General features: G+C 42.0%; 17 protein-coding genes. 9 read left to right on the top strand and 8 right to left on the bottom strand.

The window, feature by feature from the left end:
- Positions 1–523: 523 nt before the first annotated feature.
- Both EAG18_RS04540 and EAG18_RS04535 read left to right on the top strand, forming a co-directional pair.
- Positions 524–1,138, top strand: coding sequence for a trimeric intracellular cation channel family protein (locus tag EAG18_RS04540; RefSeq protein ID WP_125251209.1), 615 nt, complete (start codon positions 524–526; stop codon positions 1,136–1,138).
- 16 nt (positions 1,139–1,154) lie between these two features.
- Entirely contained in the window at positions 1,155–2,675 is a 1,521-nt protein-coding gene (locus tag EAG18_RS04535) for a YifB family Mg chelatase-like AAA ATPase (RefSeq protein WP_125251208.1), read from the top strand.
- On the opposite strand, the gene EAG18_RS04530 is transcribed toward EAG18_RS04535, so the two are convergent.
- Positions 2,672–3,367, bottom strand: a complete 696-nt coding sequence (locus EAG18_RS04530; protein ID WP_125251207.1) for a response regulator transcription factor — start codon at positions 3,365–3,367, stop codon at positions 2,672–2,674. The genes EAG18_RS04535 and EAG18_RS04530 overlap by 4 nt on opposite strands.
- A gap of 230 nt (positions 3,368–3,597) precedes the next feature.
- On the bottom strand, positions 3,598–6,051 hold the full coding sequence (locus tag EAG18_RS04525) for a prolyl oligopeptidase family serine peptidase (protein ID WP_125251206.1): 2,454 nt from the start codon (positions 6,049–6,051) through the stop codon (positions 3,598–3,600).
- Positions 6,052–6,240: 189 nt separating this feature from the next.
- Between EAG18_RS04525 and EAG18_RS04520 the strand changes: the two genes are divergently transcribed.
- Positions 6,241–7,374, top strand: a complete 1,134-nt coding sequence (locus EAG18_RS04520; protein ID WP_185745553.1) for a hemolysin family protein — start codon at positions 6,241–6,243, stop codon at positions 7,372–7,374.
- Here EAG18_RS04520 and EAG18_RS04515 read toward each other — a convergent pair.
- The gene (locus EAG18_RS04515) at positions 7,358–8,566 is read right to left on the bottom strand and encodes an EAL domain-containing response regulator (protein WP_125251205.1); all 1,209 of its coding nucleotides are present in this window, start codon (positions 8,564–8,566) and stop codon (positions 7,358–7,360) included. The genes EAG18_RS04520 and EAG18_RS04515 overlap by 17 nt on opposite strands.
- A 210-nt stretch (positions 8,567–8,776) precedes the next feature.
- Between EAG18_RS04515 and EAG18_RS04510 the strand changes: the two genes are divergently transcribed.
- Positions 8,777–9,787, top strand: a complete 1,011-nt coding sequence (locus tag EAG18_RS04510; RefSeq protein ID WP_125251204.1) for a site-2 protease family protein — start codon at positions 8,777–8,779, stop codon at positions 9,785–9,787.
- Between the two features lie 30 nt (positions 9,788–9,817).
- Here EAG18_RS04510 and EAG18_RS04505 read toward each other — a convergent pair whose 3' ends face one another.
- Positions 9,818–11,131, bottom strand: a complete 1,314-nt coding sequence (locus EAG18_RS04505) for a TIGR00366 family protein (protein WP_125251214.1) — start codon at positions 11,129–11,131, stop codon at positions 9,818–9,820.
- 219 nt (positions 11,132–11,350) lie between these two features.
- Here EAG18_RS04505 and EAG18_RS04500 point away from each other — a divergent pair, with 219 nt between their 5' ends.
- The gene (locus EAG18_RS04500) at positions 11,351–11,578 is read left to right on the top strand and encodes a hypothetical protein (protein ID WP_125251203.1); all 228 of its coding nucleotides are present in this window, start codon (positions 11,351–11,353) and stop codon (positions 11,576–11,578) included.
- Between the two features lie 3 nt (positions 11,579–11,581).
- On the opposite strand, the gene EAG18_RS04495 is transcribed toward EAG18_RS04500, so the two are convergent.
- Positions 11,582–12,484: an AEC family transporter gene (locus EAG18_RS04495; protein ID WP_125251202.1), complete on the bottom strand. Its 903-nt coding sequence runs from the start codon at positions 12,482–12,484 to the stop codon at positions 11,582–11,584.
- 104 nt (positions 12,485–12,588) lie between these two features.
- Between EAG18_RS04495 and EAG18_RS04490 the strand changes: the two genes are divergently transcribed.
- Positions 12,589–12,957: a YacL family protein gene (locus EAG18_RS04490; protein ID WP_125251201.1), complete on the top strand. Its 369-nt coding sequence runs from the start codon at positions 12,589–12,591 to the stop codon at positions 12,955–12,957.
- Between the two features lie 233 nt (positions 12,958–13,190).
- Here EAG18_RS04490 and EAG18_RS04485 read toward each other — a convergent pair whose 3' ends face one another.
- Positions 13,191–13,892 carry a 2OG-Fe(II) oxygenase gene (locus EAG18_RS04485; protein ID WP_125251200.1) on the bottom strand — a complete coding sequence of 234 codons (702 nt, stop codon included), beginning with the start codon at positions 13,890–13,892 and terminating at the stop codon, positions 13,191–13,193.
- Positions 13,893–13,921: 29 nt separating this feature from the next.
- On the opposite strand from EAG18_RS04485, the gene EAG18_RS04480 reads away from it, so the two are divergent.
- Entirely contained in the window at positions 13,922–14,311 is a 390-nt protein-coding gene (locus EAG18_RS04480; protein WP_125251199.1) for a thioesterase family protein, read from the top strand.
- On the opposite strand, the gene EAG18_RS04475 is transcribed toward EAG18_RS04480, so the two are convergent.
- A complete protein-coding gene (locus EAG18_RS04475) occupies positions 14,301–15,374 on the bottom strand; it encodes a hypothetical protein (RefSeq protein WP_125251198.1) in 1,074 nt (357 codons plus the stop codon). The two genes, EAG18_RS04480 and EAG18_RS04475, sit on opposite strands and share 11 nt — an antisense overlap.
- Before the next feature lie 50 nt (positions 15,375–15,424).
- Positions 15,425–18,247, bottom strand: a complete 2,823-nt coding sequence (gene uvrA, locus EAG18_RS04470; RefSeq protein WP_125251197.1) for an excinuclease ABC subunit UvrA — start codon at positions 18,245–18,247, stop codon at positions 15,425–15,427.
- 180 nt (positions 18,248–18,427) lie between these two features.
- Between uvrA and EAG18_RS04465 the strand changes: the two genes are divergently transcribed.
- Together EAG18_RS04465 and EAG18_RS04460 are read left to right on the top strand one after the other, a co-directional pair.
- Positions 18,428–19,174: a transporter substrate-binding domain-containing protein gene (locus EAG18_RS04465; protein ID WP_125251196.1), complete on the top strand. Its 747-nt coding sequence runs from the start codon at positions 18,428–18,430 to the stop codon at positions 19,172–19,174.
- Between the two features lie 109 nt (positions 19,175–19,283).
- Positions 19,284–20,651, top strand: coding sequence for an MFS transporter (locus EAG18_RS04460; protein WP_125251195.1), 1,368 nt, complete (start codon positions 19,284–19,286; stop codon positions 20,649–20,651).
- The last annotated feature ends 17 nt before the right edge of the window (positions 20,652–20,668 follow it).

Here is a 20,668-nt window from a genome sequence, read left to right as displayed (position 1 = left end):
ACTGGTAGGAGGCGGTTTACCCGCCGAGCTGTTGGGTCTATCAAACAAAAAGAATAAAACAGTCTACTTTGTAACATCGCGAGGTAAACTCGCTCCCACCACGACATCAACAAAGTACTGCACTGGTAGGAGGCGGTTTACCCGCCGAGTTGTTCCTCGAACTGCGAAGCGTTACCTCGGTTTCTTGTCACCCAAACTCAGAAGTGAAACAAAACAGCCGAAGGGTCGGCCCCGGTCAATGATAGTATGGGCTTCCCATGTGAAAGTAGAACATCCTACTTCGTAGCGAGCCAGGACCTTATAAAAGGCCGATTAACCGCATTCATCCATGAATCTAATCGACATTAGTGCATCCATGTACGTCAAACCCGTTGCAGCAATGCGACGGGTTTTTTGCTTTATCGCTCATTTGTATGACATTGGACTCATTAATGAAGCTTTCTAGTAGCAAAGCAGCTTGTTCGACTACCCTTTGCTTTGGATCTTAGCTATGATTTCTCTTTTCCTCATTACTTAATACAAAATGACAGAACTCTACCATTGGTTTGATCTTTTAGGGGTAATGGTCTTTGCCATATCAGGAACGCTAATTGCGCATAGCAAGCATATGGATGGCTTTGGAGTGATTGTTCTTGCTGCTGCAACAGGTATTGGCGGTGGCACTATCAGGGATTTAATTTTAGACCAACCCGTTTTTTGGCTGCATGATACTAGTTATATATACGCCATATTGTGCGCGGTTCTTATCAGCATCTTTTGGCTTAACCGACACGAAAATATTCCGCGCACCTTACTGCAAATTGCCGATGCAATAGGACTTGCATTTTTTGCTGTAATGGGGGTTCAAAAAGCGCTAAGTATAGGTATGCCTGATATGACAGCAATCATTATGGGGGTATTAACGGGCTGCTTTGGCGGAGTGATCCGCGATGTATTGGCCAGAGAAATTCCACTGTTATTAAAAGGTGAGTTATACGCTATTACCTGTATTTTTGGAGGGATAGTCTATACTCAAACTATTAAACTGGGTTTAGCAACAGAGTATGTGATGCTTTTATCTATGGCGTCGACACTATTATTACGTCTTGCTGCAATGAGATACAATTTGGTTTTGCACGTTTTTAAATATCCAAACTAATTATTAGGAGACATGGATGTCTTTAGCAAAAGTGTTCACACGCGCACAAGTTGGGATCACAGCACCAGAGGTCATTGTTGAAGTTCACTTAAGCAATGGTCTACCTGCTTTCAATATAGTGGGCTTGCCAGAGGCATCGGTTAAGGAGGCAAAAGAGCGAGTCCGAAGTGCGATGGCAAATACTGGTTTTTTGTTTCCTGAGCAAAGAATCACTGTGAATCTAGCGCCCGCAGACTTACCTAAAGAGGGTGGACGATTTGACTTAGCGATAGCTGTGGGAATTTTAGTCGCTTCAGGTCAGCTAGATAGTCAATCTGTAATCGATAAAGAGTTCTACGGTGAACTTGCATTGAATGGTGAATTGAGAGAGATAACGGCAATTCTGCCTTCAGTAATGGCAGCAGCAACAAAAAACAGAGCGTGCTACTTACCTCTTGCTAACGATGTTGTTGCGAGTTTAGCTTCTGCTGCCATTCGTGTGCCGCTAGATAATTTAAAAATGGCTTGGTCGCATTTAAGCGGCCAATCACCATTGGAAATTAACCAGAAATATCATATCGTGCAACAGTTACCTCAAGATATTGATTCTGCAATAGATATGGCAGAAGTCAAAGGTCAAGAAGGGGCAAAAAGAGTACTAGAAATTGCAGCAGCGGGTGGTCACAACGTCCTTTTTTTAGGGCCTCCCGGTACAGGAAAGTCGATGCTAGCACAACGGCTACCGACTATAATGCCAAAAATGACGGATCAGCAAGCACTAGAAACGGCATCAATTTATTCTATTTTAGGAAAACCAATCAACCAATCTAACTGGAAAATGCGTCCATTTAGAGCTCCCCATCATACCTGCTCTGCAGTTGCATTAGTCGGAGGCTCATCAAACCCTAAACCGGGAGAGATCTCATTATCTAATAATGGAGTACTGTTCTTGGACGAGCTTCCAGAGTTTGACCGTAAAGTGTTAGACTCGTTGAGAGAACCGATGGAAACTGGAACAGTCACGATTTCGCGTGCTGCTCGGCAAGTTGATTACCCCGCTAACTTTCAACTCATCGCAGCATTGAACCCAAGTCCTACCGGTTGTTATACAGACAAAAGAAGCTCTCCTGATCAAGTGTTACGATATCTGTCTAAGATTTCAGGTCCCTTTCTAGATAGGATTGATTTACAGATAGAATTACCTCGACTAAAAACTGAAGAATTACAAAATCAATGTGATAGTGAGCCAAGTTCGTCAATAAGGCAGAGAGTCGAGAAAGCTTACCAACTTGCATTACAAAGACAGGGAAAGTGTAATGATCAGTTAGGAGTAAAAGAGCTAAACAAAGTTTGCTACCTTGCTGAAGCGGAGCGTGCTTTTTTAGTTAAGGCCGCTGAAAAGCTACAGTTATCACCTCGCTCCTATCACCGAATAATCAAAGTCGCTAGAACCATTGCAGATTTGAGCTGCGTCACTGATATTGGTTTGGTACATCTAAAGGAGGCGCTAAGTTATCGCGCTTTAGAGCGGTTATTGGGTCAACTGACCAGATATTAGGTTGAGAGCATATAACCTTTGCCACGCACAGTGACGATACGCTTTTGTTCTTTTTCGTCCCCGAGCTTTTTACGTAGCCGACCTACTAGAACATCAACAGTTCTGTCGCTAGGGCTCCAATCTGGTTGCCCTATATCTTCAGATATACGCTCCCGAGACGTGGCTCTTCCTGCATTAGAGATCAGGCAGATAAGCACTTTATGCTCAGCTTCAGTTAGGCGCGATTCAGTACCGTGTTGATTAATCAGAGTGCGGTTATCGGGGTGTAGCTTGAAGTCTGCATATTCAATAAATTCCTCGGATTCGTCATCTTTACTACCTACAAGCCGTTTATAAAGTGCGCGCATACGCAGCTCTAGTTCTAACGCATCCACAGGCTTACAAACGTAATCGTCAGCCCCTTGAGCAAGGCCTGCTATTCTGTCTGCTTGAGAATCGCGGCTAGAAAGCATAATAACGCCTAGATCTGACAGTGTATTAATTTCTTTTGCTAGTTGAAGACCGTCCGTTGCGGGCAAGACGACATCAACAATAGCAAGAGCAAATGGGTTTTGTGTCTGTTTTTGTATAAGCTCAAGCGCTGCTGCACCAGTATTATCTACAGTGATACTAAATTCGGTATCATCAAAGTGGCTACATAGTCGCTTTGCTAAGAGTTCATCATCTTCAACTAATAAAACCTTTATGCTCATGTTTTCACTGTTAATTGTTGTTTAATTGTCGTTAATATAGCACTGAGGAATCGCTGCTTGGAAGTAGACGAAACGAATTCTTACAACTCTATATATTGGGCACGTTACCCCGCCTTTCTTGAACAATCAAGAGAGATAGCCCTTATATTATTAAATTATATACAATGATGGTGCTATTTGCCGCTTACATAATCAAAAAGCGGTGCCAAAGGCACCGCCGTAAAACAAATTTATTTACCGTACAGGTGTTGCCACCACTGCGGCTCATTTTTAAGATGTTTATCAAAATACGCTAGCATGGTATCCCACCAGTGGAAGCGTTTATCGCGAGCGAATATTTGGTGATCTGCTCCTTTGTATTCCACTAACTCTACATCTTGGCCGAGTATTTTAAGCGCAGTATACATATTATGACTTTCACCCGGTGGCACATTTGTATCTGCATCACCATGGATAAGTAATAACGGTGTTGTTACCTTATTTGCATTAAAAACAGGGCTATGCTGTGAATAAAGTGTTGGATTATTCCAAGGGAAGCTTCCCTTTGATGCTTCGCCTGAATATAAATAGCCCCACCAGCCTTGTCCCCAGTAAGAGGTAATATTTGAAATACCAGCGTGTGAGATAGAGGCTGAGAATAAATTGGTTTTGGTGGTTAGTAGCATTGTCATAAAGCCACCATAAGATGCGCCGAGGTTACCCAAGCGTTTATCATCAACAAAAGGATAAGCTTTTACGAACTCTTTAGTTCCCATGATGATGTCATTTGCAGTATGTTCACCCCATGCGTTGACGTGTTTGGCTGAGAATTTTTGCCCAAACCCGGTTGCACCTGTTGGTTGTAGTACGTAGACAACATAGCCTTTGGCTGCCCATAAATTAAATGGGTAGCGTCCAGAGAAGCCTCTAGTAACAGGAGATGTGCCACCGTAATAGTATACAAGTGCAGGGTACTTTTTAGATTTATCTAAATCATGAGGCAAATAAACACGACCTTTTATCTCCACGCCTTCTTTGTTTGTGAAGTTAAACTCTTCTAGGTTCGCTATTTCAGCACCCTGATAAGCGATACCTTTTGAGTCCCAGAGTGTTTTTGAGCGGTTATCTGAGACGTGTATAGTTTTCAGCTGTTGTGGTGTTGAGACCGTCGTGCCAGTAAATAATACTTGAGCATGACGTTCATCTGATACAGCATATTTTTCAACGACATCTAGTCCTGTGTTTATTCTTTTGAATTTATTTTTGCTCTCGTCAAACAAGAAAAGTTGCTGGCGGTCTTCATCAGTCGCTTTTAGTACTACATCACCATTACTCAGTACGGTAAAGTTACTGATCGCAGGGTCAAAGTTTTTACTCAATGCTTTAACGTTTTGCCCGCTTCGATCCATGAGATAGAGCTGACCATCGTAATTGTTCGCTAGCATACCTTCTGGTAAGTTTCGACCTGCTCCGTTTGCAAAATCGGGGCCTGCGGTAACATAGATCCCCTCTTTTGTATATTGTGCATTATTGAACGTTCGATATTGACCAATCACTTTTTGCTGATAGTTTGATAAATCAATTTCTATCAGCTCAGTCAGCATATGTGGTGGCTGAGCATAATCTTGCTGATGACGAGTTGCGAGAATTGTGTTCGCTTTAGCATCAAAGTCAGCTAGCTGATGACTTTGTGTGCCGACAGTAACAGGGTTAAGCAGACCGCTAGTAATATCTAGTAAGAATATTTGTGATTGAGTACGAGCATATGACCAGCGGTCTTCTAGACCTTGATAGTGCTTGGTCAACTTGCCTTCTTCTTTGCCACTGTTGGTCCATTCAAAAATGAGTGTATTTTCGTCGAAGAAGGTTATGCTATTTGCGCCATTTAGTTGGCTGGCAACCTGAGTCCTTTTAGTTGTCTTTAAGTCAAAGATATACGCTTTATTATCAGATAAGTAGGTAAGCTTTTCACTGTCGTCACGCCAAGCAAAATTAGCAGCATTCATACCATCAAAGTGATATAAGGCCTCACCATCTTCATTATACAAAGTGGTTTCTGTAATCGCAGAGTTACCTTTTTCATCGTTATAACGACGCATCGTTGTGATGTAATATTCTCCATTTGGAGATAATGAAATTGCGCTTACAGTAGGTGCATCGAAAAGCTGCTTAGCTGAAAGCGCTTTAGTCTGCTTGTCGGTTAGAGTAATGGAGTCATGGTCAGCTTTACCTTCAAAACTAATGTCTACCTTGTTCCAATCGTTCACTTGCTCCGCAACCACAAGGACTTGATGATCTCCTTTGGCAACATCCAGTTGAATTTCGCTAATGCCACTCACGGCTTCACCATTTAAAAAGACCTTGGCTTTCTCAATACCCTCGAGCTTTAGTTTGCCAGATACAAAGCGCTCAGTCGTAAAGTTAAACTTTAGCGCTTGTAAACCAGGTATCGTTAACTTTGATATTTTATTTAATGGCTGCCACTTGCTCTGCTGATTAAAGAGCATTATTTGGTTTGTATTTTTTTGTAGAGTAGGCAGTAAATTGTCGATAATCGCATCGCGGTGTGCGGTGTCAGCAGGCTTAATTGTCGAGTTGATTGCAATCGGCCCCAAAAATTGTATTTTCGATTCATCTAATGGGCTTGCGGATAGTTGTGTTGAAACTGCCGTAAATAGTAGAGTAACGGCTGTATGTAATTTCATTTATTTGCGCCTAATGTAGGTAATTAGATGATAAAACTATATCATAGTATTTTAACTCGGTTGTATTGCTGCGATAGACGTCCTAAATTTAAGATTTGGCGTCAATAAACCTGGCAAGCTCTCATTTAATTGTTTGATCGAGCATACCGCGCCCCCATACTTATGTTTTAAATTAAGAGGAGTACATACTTGACCCTACTTTTAACCTATATGTTTTTGGCGATAGCTATTTCGTTTATTTGCTCGGTGATGGAAGCCGTATTGCTAAGTATTACGCCAAGCCATATCGGGATACTTAGACAAGACAATGGTGGGTTAGCCGATCGTGTACAAACGCTCAAAGATAATATAGATCAGCCACTTTCTGCGATCCTAACACTTAATACCGTTGCCCATACTGCTGGTGCAGCTGGGGTGGGGGCGCAAGCTGCTGTGGTATTTTCAGATGCAGCTGTTGGTATTGCATCTGCAATCATGACATTGCTCGTCTTAGTACTATCCGAAATTATTCCAAAAACTTTAGGGGCGACTTATTGGCGTGCTTTAACGCCAATAGTGTCCGGTGTGCTGGTATGGTTAGTGCGGGTGCTTAAACCGTTTGTATGGATGTCTGATCAGTTAACCAAAGTAATAGGCCGAAAAGAAGATGAAGCGCATTATATTCGTCAAGAAATAGAAGCGATGGCTGAAATTGGTTCTGAAGCAGGTGCTTTACACCAAGATGAGACCGAGACTATCCGAAGCCTGCTGCGTTTTCGCCATGCACGACTTGAAAGTATTATGACCCCAAGAACAGTGTTGTTCAAAGTCCACAAAGATATGACGGTGCATGGATACTTATCAGAGCATGGTTCGGTTGCATTTTCTCGAGTCTTGGTATTTGATAAAAACACCGATGATATTATCGGTTTTGTTCATAAGAATGACATCATGCTTGCCTATCACCGTTTAGGAGAAGAATATAAAATTGGTAAGCTTTCTCGTCCGCTATACACCGTACCTGAAACTCTAGCTGCTCCTGAGTTATTTAAGGCGCTGCTCTCGAAGCGCTTACATATTGCATTAGTGGTTGATGAATACGGAGATGTACAAGGTATTGTCACCCTAGAGGACTTACTCGAATCCCTAATGGGGATGGATATTGTCGATGAAAGGGAACAAACGACCAATATGCAGGCGGCTGCAAAACAAAAGTGGCGAGAGCGTGTAGACAATCATGATAACCTGATTGAGGATATTGATGAGACTGAAGCGCTTGAGAATCAGGAAGCGGAAAAAATCGCAGAGCAGCCCGAACAGCCTGAGGTTAAGGGTTCGAATTAATCATACGCTGCCAAGAATGAATCCAGCTTATGAGTTCATCTAATGGTTTTGGCTTGCTGATTAAAAAGCCTTGCATTAACAGGCTATGCTTATAACGGTCAAGGTATTGAAGCTCTTCAATGCGCTCAATACCTTCGGCAACTATATCAAGTTGCTGATTCTGCGCTATGTCTATAAGGCTGTCGATGAGAACTTGCGAAAATCTATCTGACTCGACATGGGTGATCAAAGAGCGATCGATTTTTATCTCAGTAAAGGGTAAAGATTTTAACTGCTGGATATTGGTAAAGCCCGTACCAAAATCGTCCAATGAAATGTCAAAACCACGGATCCGTAATCGATTCATTGTTTCCAATTGAATTGACTGATTCATTGGCTGGTTTTCGGTGATCTCTAAAATAATATCACTCGGTTTTAGGCGGTTGATTTCCAATATTAATGCAAGTTTATCTGGGCAGCTTAGATCATTGAGCTGAACTGGTGATAAATTGAATGCCAGTTTAATTGGGTAATTTAGCTCTGACTTGATGGCTTTAAACTCATTGGTTGCTTTTTCGAATAATTGAAAGGTGATGATATTAATTAAGTCAGTGTCTTCTGCTACCCCGATGAAGTGATCCGGTAATATGACTTTGGTCGCACTTTTTGACACTATGCGTGCCAGCACTTCAACACTCTTAATTTTCTTATCACCCCGGTTCACTTTAGGCTGATAATAAGGCGTTATTTCATTGTGGCTGATTGCATGAAGTAATTGACTCTCTGTAACTTTTTCAATGCTATTGCGTTTAACGGTTGTATAGGTTGACATTTTTTTCAGCATGCGTTCGACATCGATTAGCTGTATTGGTTTGGTTATATTACCGATGAGGTGTGCATTTGATTGGCGGGCTAGGTTTGTTGCTAGGTCAATTATCTTTTCATTCATTTCAGAAATAATAATAATACCACCAGAAAACTTCAGTTCTCCGAGCTTGTGTATAAACTCCATGCCATCCATCTCAGGCATATTGAGATCGGTGAAAACGGCATCAAACTGGTGAGGAGTTTGCCGAACTTTTTCAAGGGCATTGATCGCGCTTGAACAGGTGGTGACATGCTCAATACCTAACTCTGTCATAATGGCCTGCATCACAACGAGTATTGCTGGAGAATCATCTACTACCATTATCCGATTTTTTGCTAATGACATTAACAATTCCTTCGTATACCGAACCTTCTTAAAGCTTAGTACAAATATTCCAAAGTGCTTAAAGTCGCGCATTCTTAACGACATGACTTTTACTCAACTTTTAATCCCATTATCGAATTTTGCATTGATTTTTCTAACCTAGTAACGGTAAAGACATTGTGCAATGCCTAGTTTTAGTGATAATACTGCAAACGATTTTTGGGTTTGGATATGAATAGAGTCGAATTATCGCTAGCCGAGAAGGCTGTATCTATATTTTTTAATCAACAGCAGGTTGTACAAATATTTGTTGAGCAGCAAGCGATTGCTTTTGAGGAGCATGGAGGTTACGTCAGTGCTTCAGTTGAAGGTCAAGCCTTGGCTGTACGTACAGAGCAACTTCCACAAGGACTTTTGGGTATTATTGTTAACGACTCCGATACTCAGTGGGTAGAGGTAAGCACTGAGACACCCAAAGAAAAACGCAGCCTTTTTGGTTTAGCTGCTCTGGGGCTTAAGCTATTTAAAAGTGCAAAAGTGGTTAAAGCTGCTCTAGCTGGAGCGTCTGTGGCTGGTTATGCTTGGCTGTTTTCATGGCAGTTTGCACTTATGCTTGTAGCCTGTTTGGTTGTACATGAATATGGCCATGTTAGAGCGATGCGCTATTTTGGTATCAAGACAAAAGGGATTTATCTAATTCCATTTGTCGGCGGTCTTGCGGTGAGCGATGATAAAATAGTGACACGTTGGCAAGATGTAGTGATCTCTTTAATGGGGCCTGCTTTTGGATTAATTACCTCAGTTTTAGGTGTCGTGCTCTATTACGCGACAGAAATGGAAATATTCGCAGGCGTCGCGGTATTGAGCGCATTGCTCAACTTATTTAACTTATTACCTATTTTGCCACTGGACGGTGGCCATGTACTTAAGAGCATTAGTTTTTCGATGCGCTCTTGGGTGGGACTATTAGCATGTATGGCTGGTGTGATGCTGGGCCTTTGGATCAGCTATACATTTGGATTGATATTGCTTGTTATCTTTATTTTGGTTGGGAGTTTTGAAATCTTGCTGGAATGGCGAGGGCGTCATCACAGTCACTTAATACCATTAGATAGATATGGTCAGGTGGTCAGTGCCCTAATGTACGTGTTGGTGGTATGTGGGCATGTTGCTGTAATGATGCACTTTGCTGATTCTGACAATCCAATTCTGAGTTTGCCGATGAAGATTTTATCCAGCTAAAATAACTAATAAGGCGCGTAAAGCGCCTTATTACAATGGTAGCAATAAGAGCGCAGTGATGATTGTGCCTGTTACCAATAACTGTACTAAACAAAAACCCATAATATCTTTGGCTTTGAGCCCCGCAATGGCAAGTACAGGCAGTGCCCAAAAAGGCTGGATAAGGTTAGTCCAAGCGTCTCCCCAGGCGACAGCCATTGCGACTCTGGATATGTCTGCATTTAGCGCTTCAGCCGCAGGAATAATGATTGGAGCTTGTACAGCCCATTGACCACCACCAGAAGGCACAAAGATATTAACCAGACCAGCACTTAAAAAACTCCAAACAGGCAGTGTCCATTGACTACTTATAGATACGAAGCCTTGTGATATTTGTTGTGCAAGACCAGTATCGATCATAATCGCCATGATCCCAGCATAAAACGGAAACTGAATGACAATACCTGCACCACCTTGGATTGCTTGTTGCAGGCTGGCTAAGATATTAGCTGGGGTTTTGTGTAGCATCATGGCTAAGAACAAAAAGAGAGCGATAACGGTATTGAGGGTGAGTGTCCCTCCGTTGAAAATGAAAGTGTAGGCCAAATAAAAAATACCTAGCATTCCGCTCAATATTCCTATCCATGCGGCATTTTCTAATTGAGATGCTGGGGTATCGTGACGACTAATTTGCGGGGAGTCATCGTGTAGCTTTGCTTTATCTATGATAATGGCTTCGTTATCTTTTGGTAGCATGAACTTATTTAAAAGCGGCAAAACAATAAAGATACACAATGTCATCAATAGGTTAAATGGTGAAAAGATAGTTTCGGTGGTGGCAATAACACCTATGCTCTGCTCACTAAAGTGCCCAGGTGTCGCGATGGTTAGCGGGATTGAGCCTGCTAACCCCGCATGCCATACAATAAAACCTGAGTATGCGCTAGCCACTAAGAGGCGATAGTCTACTCTTACGTGCTTTGCGATGGCCTTAGCAAATAAAGCACCGACCACAAGGCCAAACCCCCAGTTAAGCCAGCTAGCACTCATAGCGACGAGCGTCGTTAACATAATAGCTTGAGACGGGGTCTGGGCTATTCGAGCTAACTTATCTAACAGCTTAGCCACAGGGGGGGTGATAGCGAGCATATGTCCACATAACAGAACCAGTAACATTTGCATGGCAAAAGTAAGTAGCTTCCAAAAACCATTGCCCCATGCTTCTATGATTAAGATAGGAGTGTTAGGTGTAAACGCAAAGGCCAGTAGCATCACCAAAAAAGTGAGTAAAAGTACAATAACAAATGGATCTGGAAGGTACTTATCGACTAATTTAGTGAGTGGGGTGGTAAACTTGCTCAGCATAGGACATCCTGTTTTCATTATTGTTCTTTGCAAATCATAAAGATTGAGCTGCGAAGCACAATATAGCTAAACTTTAAGCTAAAAGTTAGTGGTTTAGGCGAACTTTTAGTAAATAGAAAATGGTTGGCTTGCTTTATTTTAAATAAAATCAAAAGGTTAAGTTTGGCACGAAACCTGATACATCAAAATAAAGACTTAAAGTAACTAAGAGARGTAACTATGTCTGGACAAGGTTCTGGTGGTAATGTCATCGCTGCGCTTTGTAACATATTTTTCCCTGGCCTTGGCCAGTTGGTTCAAGGGCGAATTTTATCTGCCCTGATTTTCGCCATCATTGTATTCGGTGGCTATGCGTTATGGTTTCTTCTCATCCCAGCCATTGTTGCTGGAATATTCCATATTTGGGCTATTATTGATGCAGCAAAATATACGCCCCCTCGGTATTGATGGCTAGACCAGTAGGAATAGCCAGCCTGAAAGCGTGACAACGCTTAGCATAGTAGATAGCACTACAGTGGCGGCAAGCGTCGCCGCTTGACTGTCTAACTGGCGTGCAACAAGATAAGCATTTACACCCAGTGGAGAGGCGCTCATTAATGTGATGACTTGCACCTGTTGCGTCGGTAGTTCTAGATAAATTGCAAACAAGTAAACGCATGCGGGTAACAGAACCAGTTTTACACTACTTAACCATAGCGCCCCCTTCAGATGTCCTTTTATCCCATATTGCAGCAAACTCGCGCCGAGAATAAATAAAGCACCTGGAATGGCGGGTTTAGCCAGCCAGCTTAAACTTTCCATCAACAAGCTTGGTAGTTCGACACCAGCTATGTTTAGTACTAATCCAGAAGTAATACTGATAACTATCGGGTTGAGTAATAAAGGTTTAACGATCCCTATAAGAGCTTGATTTTTAGCGGCCAGAGAAAAAGTCATAAAAAACAGCATCAGACTGTGAAAAGTAATGATCATAAAAACCATTGCACCAGCTTGCTTACCGAGCGCCATCAAAATAACTGGAAGTCCCACTAACACCGTATTTGAGTAGGTGCCTCCCAAAGCCTTTGTTGCACAATCGGCCTTAGGAAATTTACGCCCCCTAAAAAGTAGTAAATATAGCGCGAGGTAAGTCAGCGCCACAGGTAAGTAAAATGACAGTAGTAAGGAGCCGGCCGCTAAATTACTTAAATTGGCTTGTATCATACTGCTAAATAGCAGAACAGGAATACACAAGTTAAAAATGAAGGTACGCAAGCCATCAAGTTGTTTAATGGGAATAAAGCCAACTTTGGCGCTGATATACCCAGATAACACAATAAAAATAAGGGGAAATAAAATCTCAAAAGGTGACATGCGCAAACCAAATATAATTAAGCTAGGTGCAATTCTATCAATGAATGCTTAGCGGGTACTACTGGGGTATAATGCAAAGGTGTATTTTTTATCAAATAGTAACAATGGAATACCAATTTATTCGTGATCCACTTTCAGGCTTTCGTGCTCGCTTTAATGATGAACATGCTTTAATCGGCCGATGGTTGTCTGAAGAACTTGATCATAACAGTGTAAGAGCATTAATTTCTCAATTAGAAGCGCTCTCTTTTCAAAAGGAAGAGCTTATTCTCACAGGTAAAGAAATTCGCGCGACTTTTACCCCACAAGAAGCCTTGTTTGAAAGTCACGCGTTGTTTCATGAAAGTGAGGACGTGATGCAGTATCAAGAAGATGCGTTAGCGTTAGATGAATCAGGTATGATGGCCATTTGCGGTTACGAAGATTTTATGCCAATGCTGAAGGAGTGGGCTGAGTTTATACGAGCAAAATGAGTGTTAGTACATAATGTTTTCGTACATCTGATTTTGCTCATCGCATTTTATTTATTCTGCAAGGTTCAGCTTATACCAATTTGCTTAATTAAGTGGTCTATTTTGAAGCGAGAAAATCTTGTCGATAACCAGGCAAAAATTTTGCTATTTAGTTGTTCTAAATGAGAAATTTTTAACGCTGTTAGCGTCAGATTTACTCATTCAAATTGAGCAAGTATTAAGTCAAATTGGTATTATTTAGGTGTGCCGTAAAGTTGCTCTGCCCTATTGAACAAGACCCAAGAGGTTAATATGTATTTGTCGTTGGAAATGGGAATGTTGCCTCTGTGAGTATGAGTAAAGTACCCAGGAGCGATAACCATTGAACCCTTTACTGGTGCAATTTTACGTTGCTGATAATAAAATTCAGTCTCACCACCTTCCTCTACATCATTAAGGTAAAACATAAATAATAGTACTCTGTGTAAAGCCTCATTATGGTCGTGTTGAGGATAAACTTCGCTGTGCCAATAAGGGTAGCCGCCTTTATTTATTTGATATCGTTGGGCTTGAATTGCACCTAAACGAAACAGCTGCTGAGTGAGCACGGGGAGCTGTGGCTTGCCGACTTCTTCAAAGTTATCCACAGTTACATCGACAGGTTCCCCGGTTTTTGGATGGTACACTTTAAGCCCGAACGCACCAATGATCATAAAAAAGTGTTCTTCAAGGTATTCAAACAAGTGCTTTGCTGTAACCTGTTGAATGTACTGTAACTGTTTGGCATAGTCAGGATAAGAATTTAAATAGAGATCTTGACTCACCTTTTTGTTCAAATCCACACCACCAGATGTGGTTCCTTGCTGTAAGTGTGGGCTGCGATCAAAGGTCTGAATAAATTCATCACAAAAGTCTGAACTGAGTGCGTTATCATAAACGCGAATAAAATCACTCATGTTTTTCCCTAGTTTTTATTGGAGTTATCATGTTGTCTGAAAAACTTATGCCGCGTTTTTGTGACACCGACGTGCTTGGACATATTAACAATACCGTACTACCCGTATGGTTTGAAGCTGCGCGCACACCTATTTTCAAAATATTTACACCTGATTTAAATCCTAAAGCATGGAAGTTAATCGTAGCGAAGATAGAAGTAACCTTTAAAGGCGAGCTATTTTATGGTCAAGAGGTGGAGATAAAGACCGTGATTGAGCGTGTTGGCAATAGCTCCTTTGTGATATTACAGCAAGCTTGGCAGCACCAAGAGTGCTGCGCTGAAGGTAGAACAACTATGGTTCGATATGACTTTGCTGCAAAGTCTTCAAAGTCACTTAGTCAACAAGAGCGAGAGTCGTTAGCTCACTTTATGGTTTAAGCCCTTTAAATTGGTGACCTATGGCTGCGGAGATACAGGGCTTAACTGTATATGTATAACCATATTTAGCTGTGCTGTTTGGCATGATCTCCAATATTTCATAATCGTTTAGCTCGACTATGTTACTCCCTTCGGTATGTTCGCAACGCGAACTACCGTCGGATTCAAAACGAAAGATAAAATAGGCAAGAATTTGGTTGAGGACCTCATCATAGTTTTGGCTAGCATCTGACTTATCTGTTTCTGAACCATTGTTAATAGAAACTGAGAGCGACGTTGACTCACTAGTTTGTGTTTCTGGTGGCGTTGTTTGAAGCTCATTCAGCTCAGTTGACGCTGCTTTTATATCCGTCGTGAGAGACTCGGCTGCTTCTGGTACAGTTCCTCGCGCCTCAAAGGTAATGCCATTTTCATCGATTTTAAAATCAGATGAAAGCTCTCCAATGGTATTTGAAGCTCCTGACTTTGTTATACCTAGCACCAAAAAAGCAAGTAGAACAAAACACATGATAAGCCGAATGATTGCGGTAGTCGCAGGGAATCGATAGTGGGTTTCATGCCAAAATGGCTTGATACGAAGTGGCTTTAGTAAGAATAGCAGCACCACATAGAAGGTCATTAAAAGCTGCGTCAGTATCAACAAGAAAGTGCTAGTAATAAAAAACCATGTTGGTAATGACAGTAAAACACTGAGGTTATGGGTATAAGGAAAGTTATCGGTACTGACTCCAGTTAAGTCATTTATCCTGCCGTCTGCCTGAACAAGAACAAAATTGGCGATTAAGGCGTAAAACAACAGAATTAATGTTTTACCAGGAATGCTTTCCCAAAATGTGATGATGCGGGGCCAAAATTCGTAACACAACGCAATAACGGTGGTGATTAAAATCAAACATGCGGTAAAGATATGATCTTCGGGTTGCGTAACACTGAAGAGGAAAATAAGGAAACTAATTAAGTAGTATCGCTGAGCGAGTGTTAGGCTTTGCCAAAATTGCTGAAAACCAAAGCGTAATTTAGCTAAGTAGGCGGTAAAATTTTTGGGTGCAAGAAGTTGGTGCATAATAAGCAAGTTTATAATTATTATGCACCAATAATAGAGATTTTTAGAAATTATGACAATAAAGGTTTTAGGTACTTTCCGGTATGAGAACCAGCAAAGTTTGCCACTGTCTCAGGCGTTCCGGATACCAATATTTGTCCGCCTCCAGCTCCTCCTTCAGGACCTAAATCGACAATCCAATCCGCGGTTTTGATGACATCCAGGTTATGCTCGATTACAAGTACTGTATTGCCATGGTCACGCAGACGGTGGAGCACTGCAAGTAGCTGTTGTATGTCATGAAAGTGCAACCCAGTTGTCGGCTCGTCGAGAATGTAGAGTGTTTTACCTGTATCTCGTTTTGATAACTCCCGCGCAAGCTTAACCCGCTGTGCTTCGCCTCCAGACAAAGTTGTTGCGGCTTGCCCTAAACGAATGTAAGAAAGGCCAACATCCATTAACGTTTGCAGTTTGCGGTTAATTGCTGGGATTTTATCAAAAAATGCTCTGGCATCTTCAACAGTCATCTCTAGTACTTCGTGGATGTTTTTACCTTTATAAAGCACCTCAAGTGTTTCACGGTTATAACGTTTGCCTGCACATACATCACAAGGTACATAAACATCCGGCAAAAAGTGCATTTCTACTTTAATGACACCATCGCCTTGGCAAGCTTCACAACGACCACCTTTGACATTGAAACTGAAGCGACCTACTTTGTAGCCACGTGAACGCGCTTCTTGGGTCGCTGCAAATAGTTCACGGATGGCGGTAAAAATACCGGTATAAGTTGCAGGGTTAGACCTTGGGGTACGGCCTATAGGGCTTTGATCAATATCGATGACTTTATCAAAATGCTCAAGACCCTGGATTGACTCGTAGGGGGCCGCTTCTTGGGTCGTTGCGCCATTCAATTCTTGGTGTGCAAGCTTAAATAGGGTGTCATTGATTAAAGTGGACTTACCCGAACCTGACACTCCCGTAATACAGGTCATTAAACCAACTGGAACGCTCAAGTTAACATTCTTAAGGTTATTGCCAGTTGCACCTTTCAACTCTAACCATTTGTCATCGCTGAGGTGTCTTTGGGCTGGTACTTCTATGCGTTTTTCACCACTGAGATATTGCCCCGTGAGTGAGTCTTTACTCTGCATTATGTCATCGCGATTACCCTCAGCGACAACATAGCCACCATGAACACCTGCACCTGGCCCAATATCAATGATATGGTCAGCTGCGCGGATGGCATCTTCGTCATGTTCAACAACGATAACAGTATTACCAAGATCTCTTAGATGAGTCAGCGTTTTGAGCAGACGGTCATTGTCGCGTTGATGTAGCCCAATGGAAGGTTCATCTAACACGTACATTACGCCAACAAGACCAGCTCCAATTTGGCTAGCAAGACGGATACGCTGAGCTTCTCCACCGGATAAAGTGTCTGCACTGCGCTCTAGTGATAAATAGTTCAAGCCAACATTGATCAAAAATGACAGTCGATCGCGAATTTCTTTCAATATTTTGTCTGCGATTTGGGCTTTTTGCCCACTAAGCGCCAGCTCAGTAAAAAACTGACTTGCTTCACCAATACTCATAGTGGTGATAGCGGGTAAGTTGGTCGCACCGATAAATACATGACGCGCCTCTTCTCGCAGTCGCGAACCATCACAGCTAGGGCAGGCTTGACTGGTTTGATATTTTGCAAGCTCTTCACGCACAGAACTAGACTCCGTTTCTCGATAACGGCGGTTCATATTGTTCAGTACACCTTCARACTCGTGATTACGCGTGATCAAATCGCCTCTATCGTTGCGATATTTAAAAGCGATTTTGGTTTTTCCTGATCCTTCCAATACGACTTTTTGGAATTTACTAGGTAACTCTTTAAATGGAGTTTCAAGATCAAAACCGTATTGTTCTGCAACAGAGCTTAGCATTTGGAAATAATAAAAGCTGCGCTTATCCCATCCCTTGATTGCCCCGCCAGCTAAACTGAGCTCCGGATTTTGGACGACTCGTTTTGGATCAAAGTATTGCTTTACTCCTAAGCCATCACAGCTTTGACAAGCACCGGCTGGGTTGTTGAAAGAAAAGAGTCGCGGCTCTAATTCGGTCATCGCGTAGCCACAGCTTGGACAAGCAAAATTAGCTGAAAAGACCAATTCTTCCGCTTGGTTGTCATCCATATAGGCAACTTGTGCGATGCCATCAGCTAGCTCCAGTGCCGTTTCAAAGGATTCTGCTAGGCGTTGTTCAAGTCCAGGCTTGACCTTAAAGCGATCGACTACAACTTCGATAGTGTGCTTTTTCTGAAGTTCAAGTGTTGGTGGATCTGATAAATCGCAGACTTCACCATCAATACGCGCCCGTATAAAACCTTGACTGGCAAGTTCCTCTAGTAGCTTGACATGCTCACCTTTACGATTTTTCACCACTGGTGCCAACAGCATTAATTTACTGTCTTGTGGTAACGCTAAAACAGTGTCTACCATTTGGCTGATAGTTTGCGCGGCTAAAGGCAAATTGTGAGTTGGGCATCTCGGCTCTCCTACACGAGCAAATAGCAACCTAAGATAATCGTATATCTCGGTAATTGTGCCGACCGTTGAGCGTGGGTTATGAGAGGTCGATTTTTGTTCAATAGAGATGGCTGGAGATAACCCCTCGATATGATCGACGTCGGGTTTTTCCATTAATGATAAAAACTGTCTCGCGTATGCCGATAATGACTCAACGTAGCGTCGCTGACCTTCCGCGTATAAAGTATCGAATGCTAACGACGACTTACCTGAACCTGAGAGACCTGTGATCACTATTAACTTGTCTCTAGGGATGGTGAGAGAAATGTCTTTTAAATTGTGGGTGCGGGCACCCCTGACTTCTATTTTATCCATACGACCCTTGTGTCTTCTCGTGTGCTGTAGTGAGTGAGCGATACTAATTCATCAAAATGAAATATGAACCAGTCATAACATGATGTGAAGTGAACAGATTACCGCATCCCGAATATAAAATTAAGTTATCTGTGCTAAACGAACTAAACTTATTAAACCGATCAGTCAGAGATCAGTACTTTGTATCGACTATTACTCTTATTCGCGCTGTTTTGCCAGGGTATTATGGCATGTGAGCTGGTGGTAAGGTTTGAAAATTATGCGGCACAATCAAAATTGGATGAGGATTTAGTGTGGCATGGAATGGATGTGGATTTTGCTAAGGCTTTACTGGATGAAGCGGGTTGCCGTTATCGTTTTGTGAGCATTCCTTGGGGGCGGGCATTAAAGCTGTTAGAAGAAGGAGAAATAGATCTTATTTTAAGTGTTACCAAAACACCTTTGCGTGAACAGTATGCCTACTTTATTGGTCCTCAAAGAATGGAAACGATTGTATTTGCAATGAATGCACATGCGCCATATCAATTAGATTCATTAGAGTCGCTGTTCCACCTCTCAAAGCCAATTGCCATTCAACGTAACGCCTATTACGGTGAGGCATTTACTCAGCGGCTAAAACAACGTAAAGACAATGAAACACAATTCATCTTTGTTCCAGATAATCAAGTAAAACTTAATTTGCTGAAAAAGGGGCGTATTGCTGGTTTTTTGGAAGAGAAATTCAATATTCTATACCAGAGTCAAAACAACCCAGATTTTGAGATGTTTACAATAAACTCTCTGATTATCAACGAAGATCCAGTTTATTTTGCTTTCAGCAAAAAGCGCACTTCGATTGAGCGATTACAGCGCTTAACGCAGGCATTTGAGCGCTTAAAGCGCAGTGGTAAATTAAATCAGATAACTGAAAAATATAGCGTAAACTGAGGTCTAACCGTGCTTTTCTATCACACACTTTATTCTGCTAATTAGTGTAAGTTAGCACTAGAGTTTGTTAAACTTGCGCGTGATTTTTGCTAGGGACGAATTCCACCTTATGTCTACTGACTCTTTAAATCCGATAGAAAAGCGAGCCGCTATTTCTCTTGCTGGTGTATTTGCTTTTCGTATGCTTGGCTTGTTCATGTTGATGCCGGTATTGGCTATTTACGGTCAATCCCTACAAGATGTGTCACCGTTATGGATAGGGTTAGCTATTGGTGCGTATGGTTTAACTCAAGCATTGTTGCAAATTCCCATGGGGTGGTTATCTGACAAGTTTGGTCGTAAACCTATTATCATTGCAGGCTTACTGGTATTTGCATTAGGTTCTATTATTGCTGCGTTAGCAGATAGTATTTATTGGGTCACACTTGGTCGTGCTTTACAGGGAATGGGGGCAATTGCAAGCGCGCTACTTGCCTTAGCTGCCGACCTGAGTCGTGATGAGCAGCGTCCTAAAGTAATGGCTGTTATTGGTATGTGCATAGGTATGAGTTTTGCCTTTGCTATGCTCTTAGGACCTATGGTTGCTGCTTCATTTGGTATTGCCGGGATCTTCTGGTTAACGACACTACTGGCGTTTGTCGGCATTGCCATTATTATTTTTATGGTACCTAACGCCGTTAATAAAGCACCAAAAGGCGATACGGTCGCCAGTTTTTCAGATATTCGACGTCTGTTGCAACACTCACAGCTGCTGAGGCTTGATCTTGGTGTGCTTCTTCTACATCTAACCCTAACGACTATTTTTGTTGCTTTACCTGGTCAGTTAATTCGAGATGGACTAGCAGCTGACAAACATTGGCAACTTTATATCCCAGTTTTCTTGTTAGCCTTTTTATTAATGGCTCCGATGATGATAGTGGCTATCCGTAAACAAAAAGAGAAGCAAACCTTTTTACTGTCGATAGCAATGTTAGTAGTAAGCTCAGTTATTTTATATTGTTACGTTGATTCCTTATGGGTTATTGCAGGTGCGATGCTAATATATTTTATTGCATTCAATTTTCTTGAAGCGACGATGCCTGCGCTGGTTTCCCGTATTGCTCCTGCAAATCAAAAGGGCTCTGCGATGGGGATATTCTCCTCTGGACAATTTATGGGAGCCTTTATTGGTGGTGCACTTGGTGGAGTGTTGGCACAAAATTTTGCGATCGATACGATATTTGCCGCAACGGCTATTATTGGGGTAATATGGTTCGTTATCGCTTGGGGCATGCAAGTGCCACCAAAAAGCAAAACGATTAGTCTGGTTGCTGCTGTAGGTAGTGAACAGCAAGCATCGAAGTTAGCAGAACAGCTAGTTCTATTGCCAGGTGTGCTTGAAGCGACAGTCGTGAGTGACGAGAATCGTAGTTACTTGAAAGTAGAAGATAAAGTTTTTGATTTGAAGCAAGCCAAGCAACTGCTAGGCTTGTCATAATGTGAGGAGACAATGCC

Origin of the sequence: Pseudoalteromonas sp. J010, from assembly GCF_003934235.1 — a bacterium.
GTDB classification, from domain to species: domain Bacteria; phylum Pseudomonadota; class Gammaproteobacteria; order Enterobacterales; family Alteromonadaceae; genus Pseudoalteromonas; species Pseudoalteromonas peptidolytica.
The sequence above is the reverse complement of the archived record's forward strand: the minus strand, read 5'-3'. Positions and strand labels throughout refer to the sequence as shown.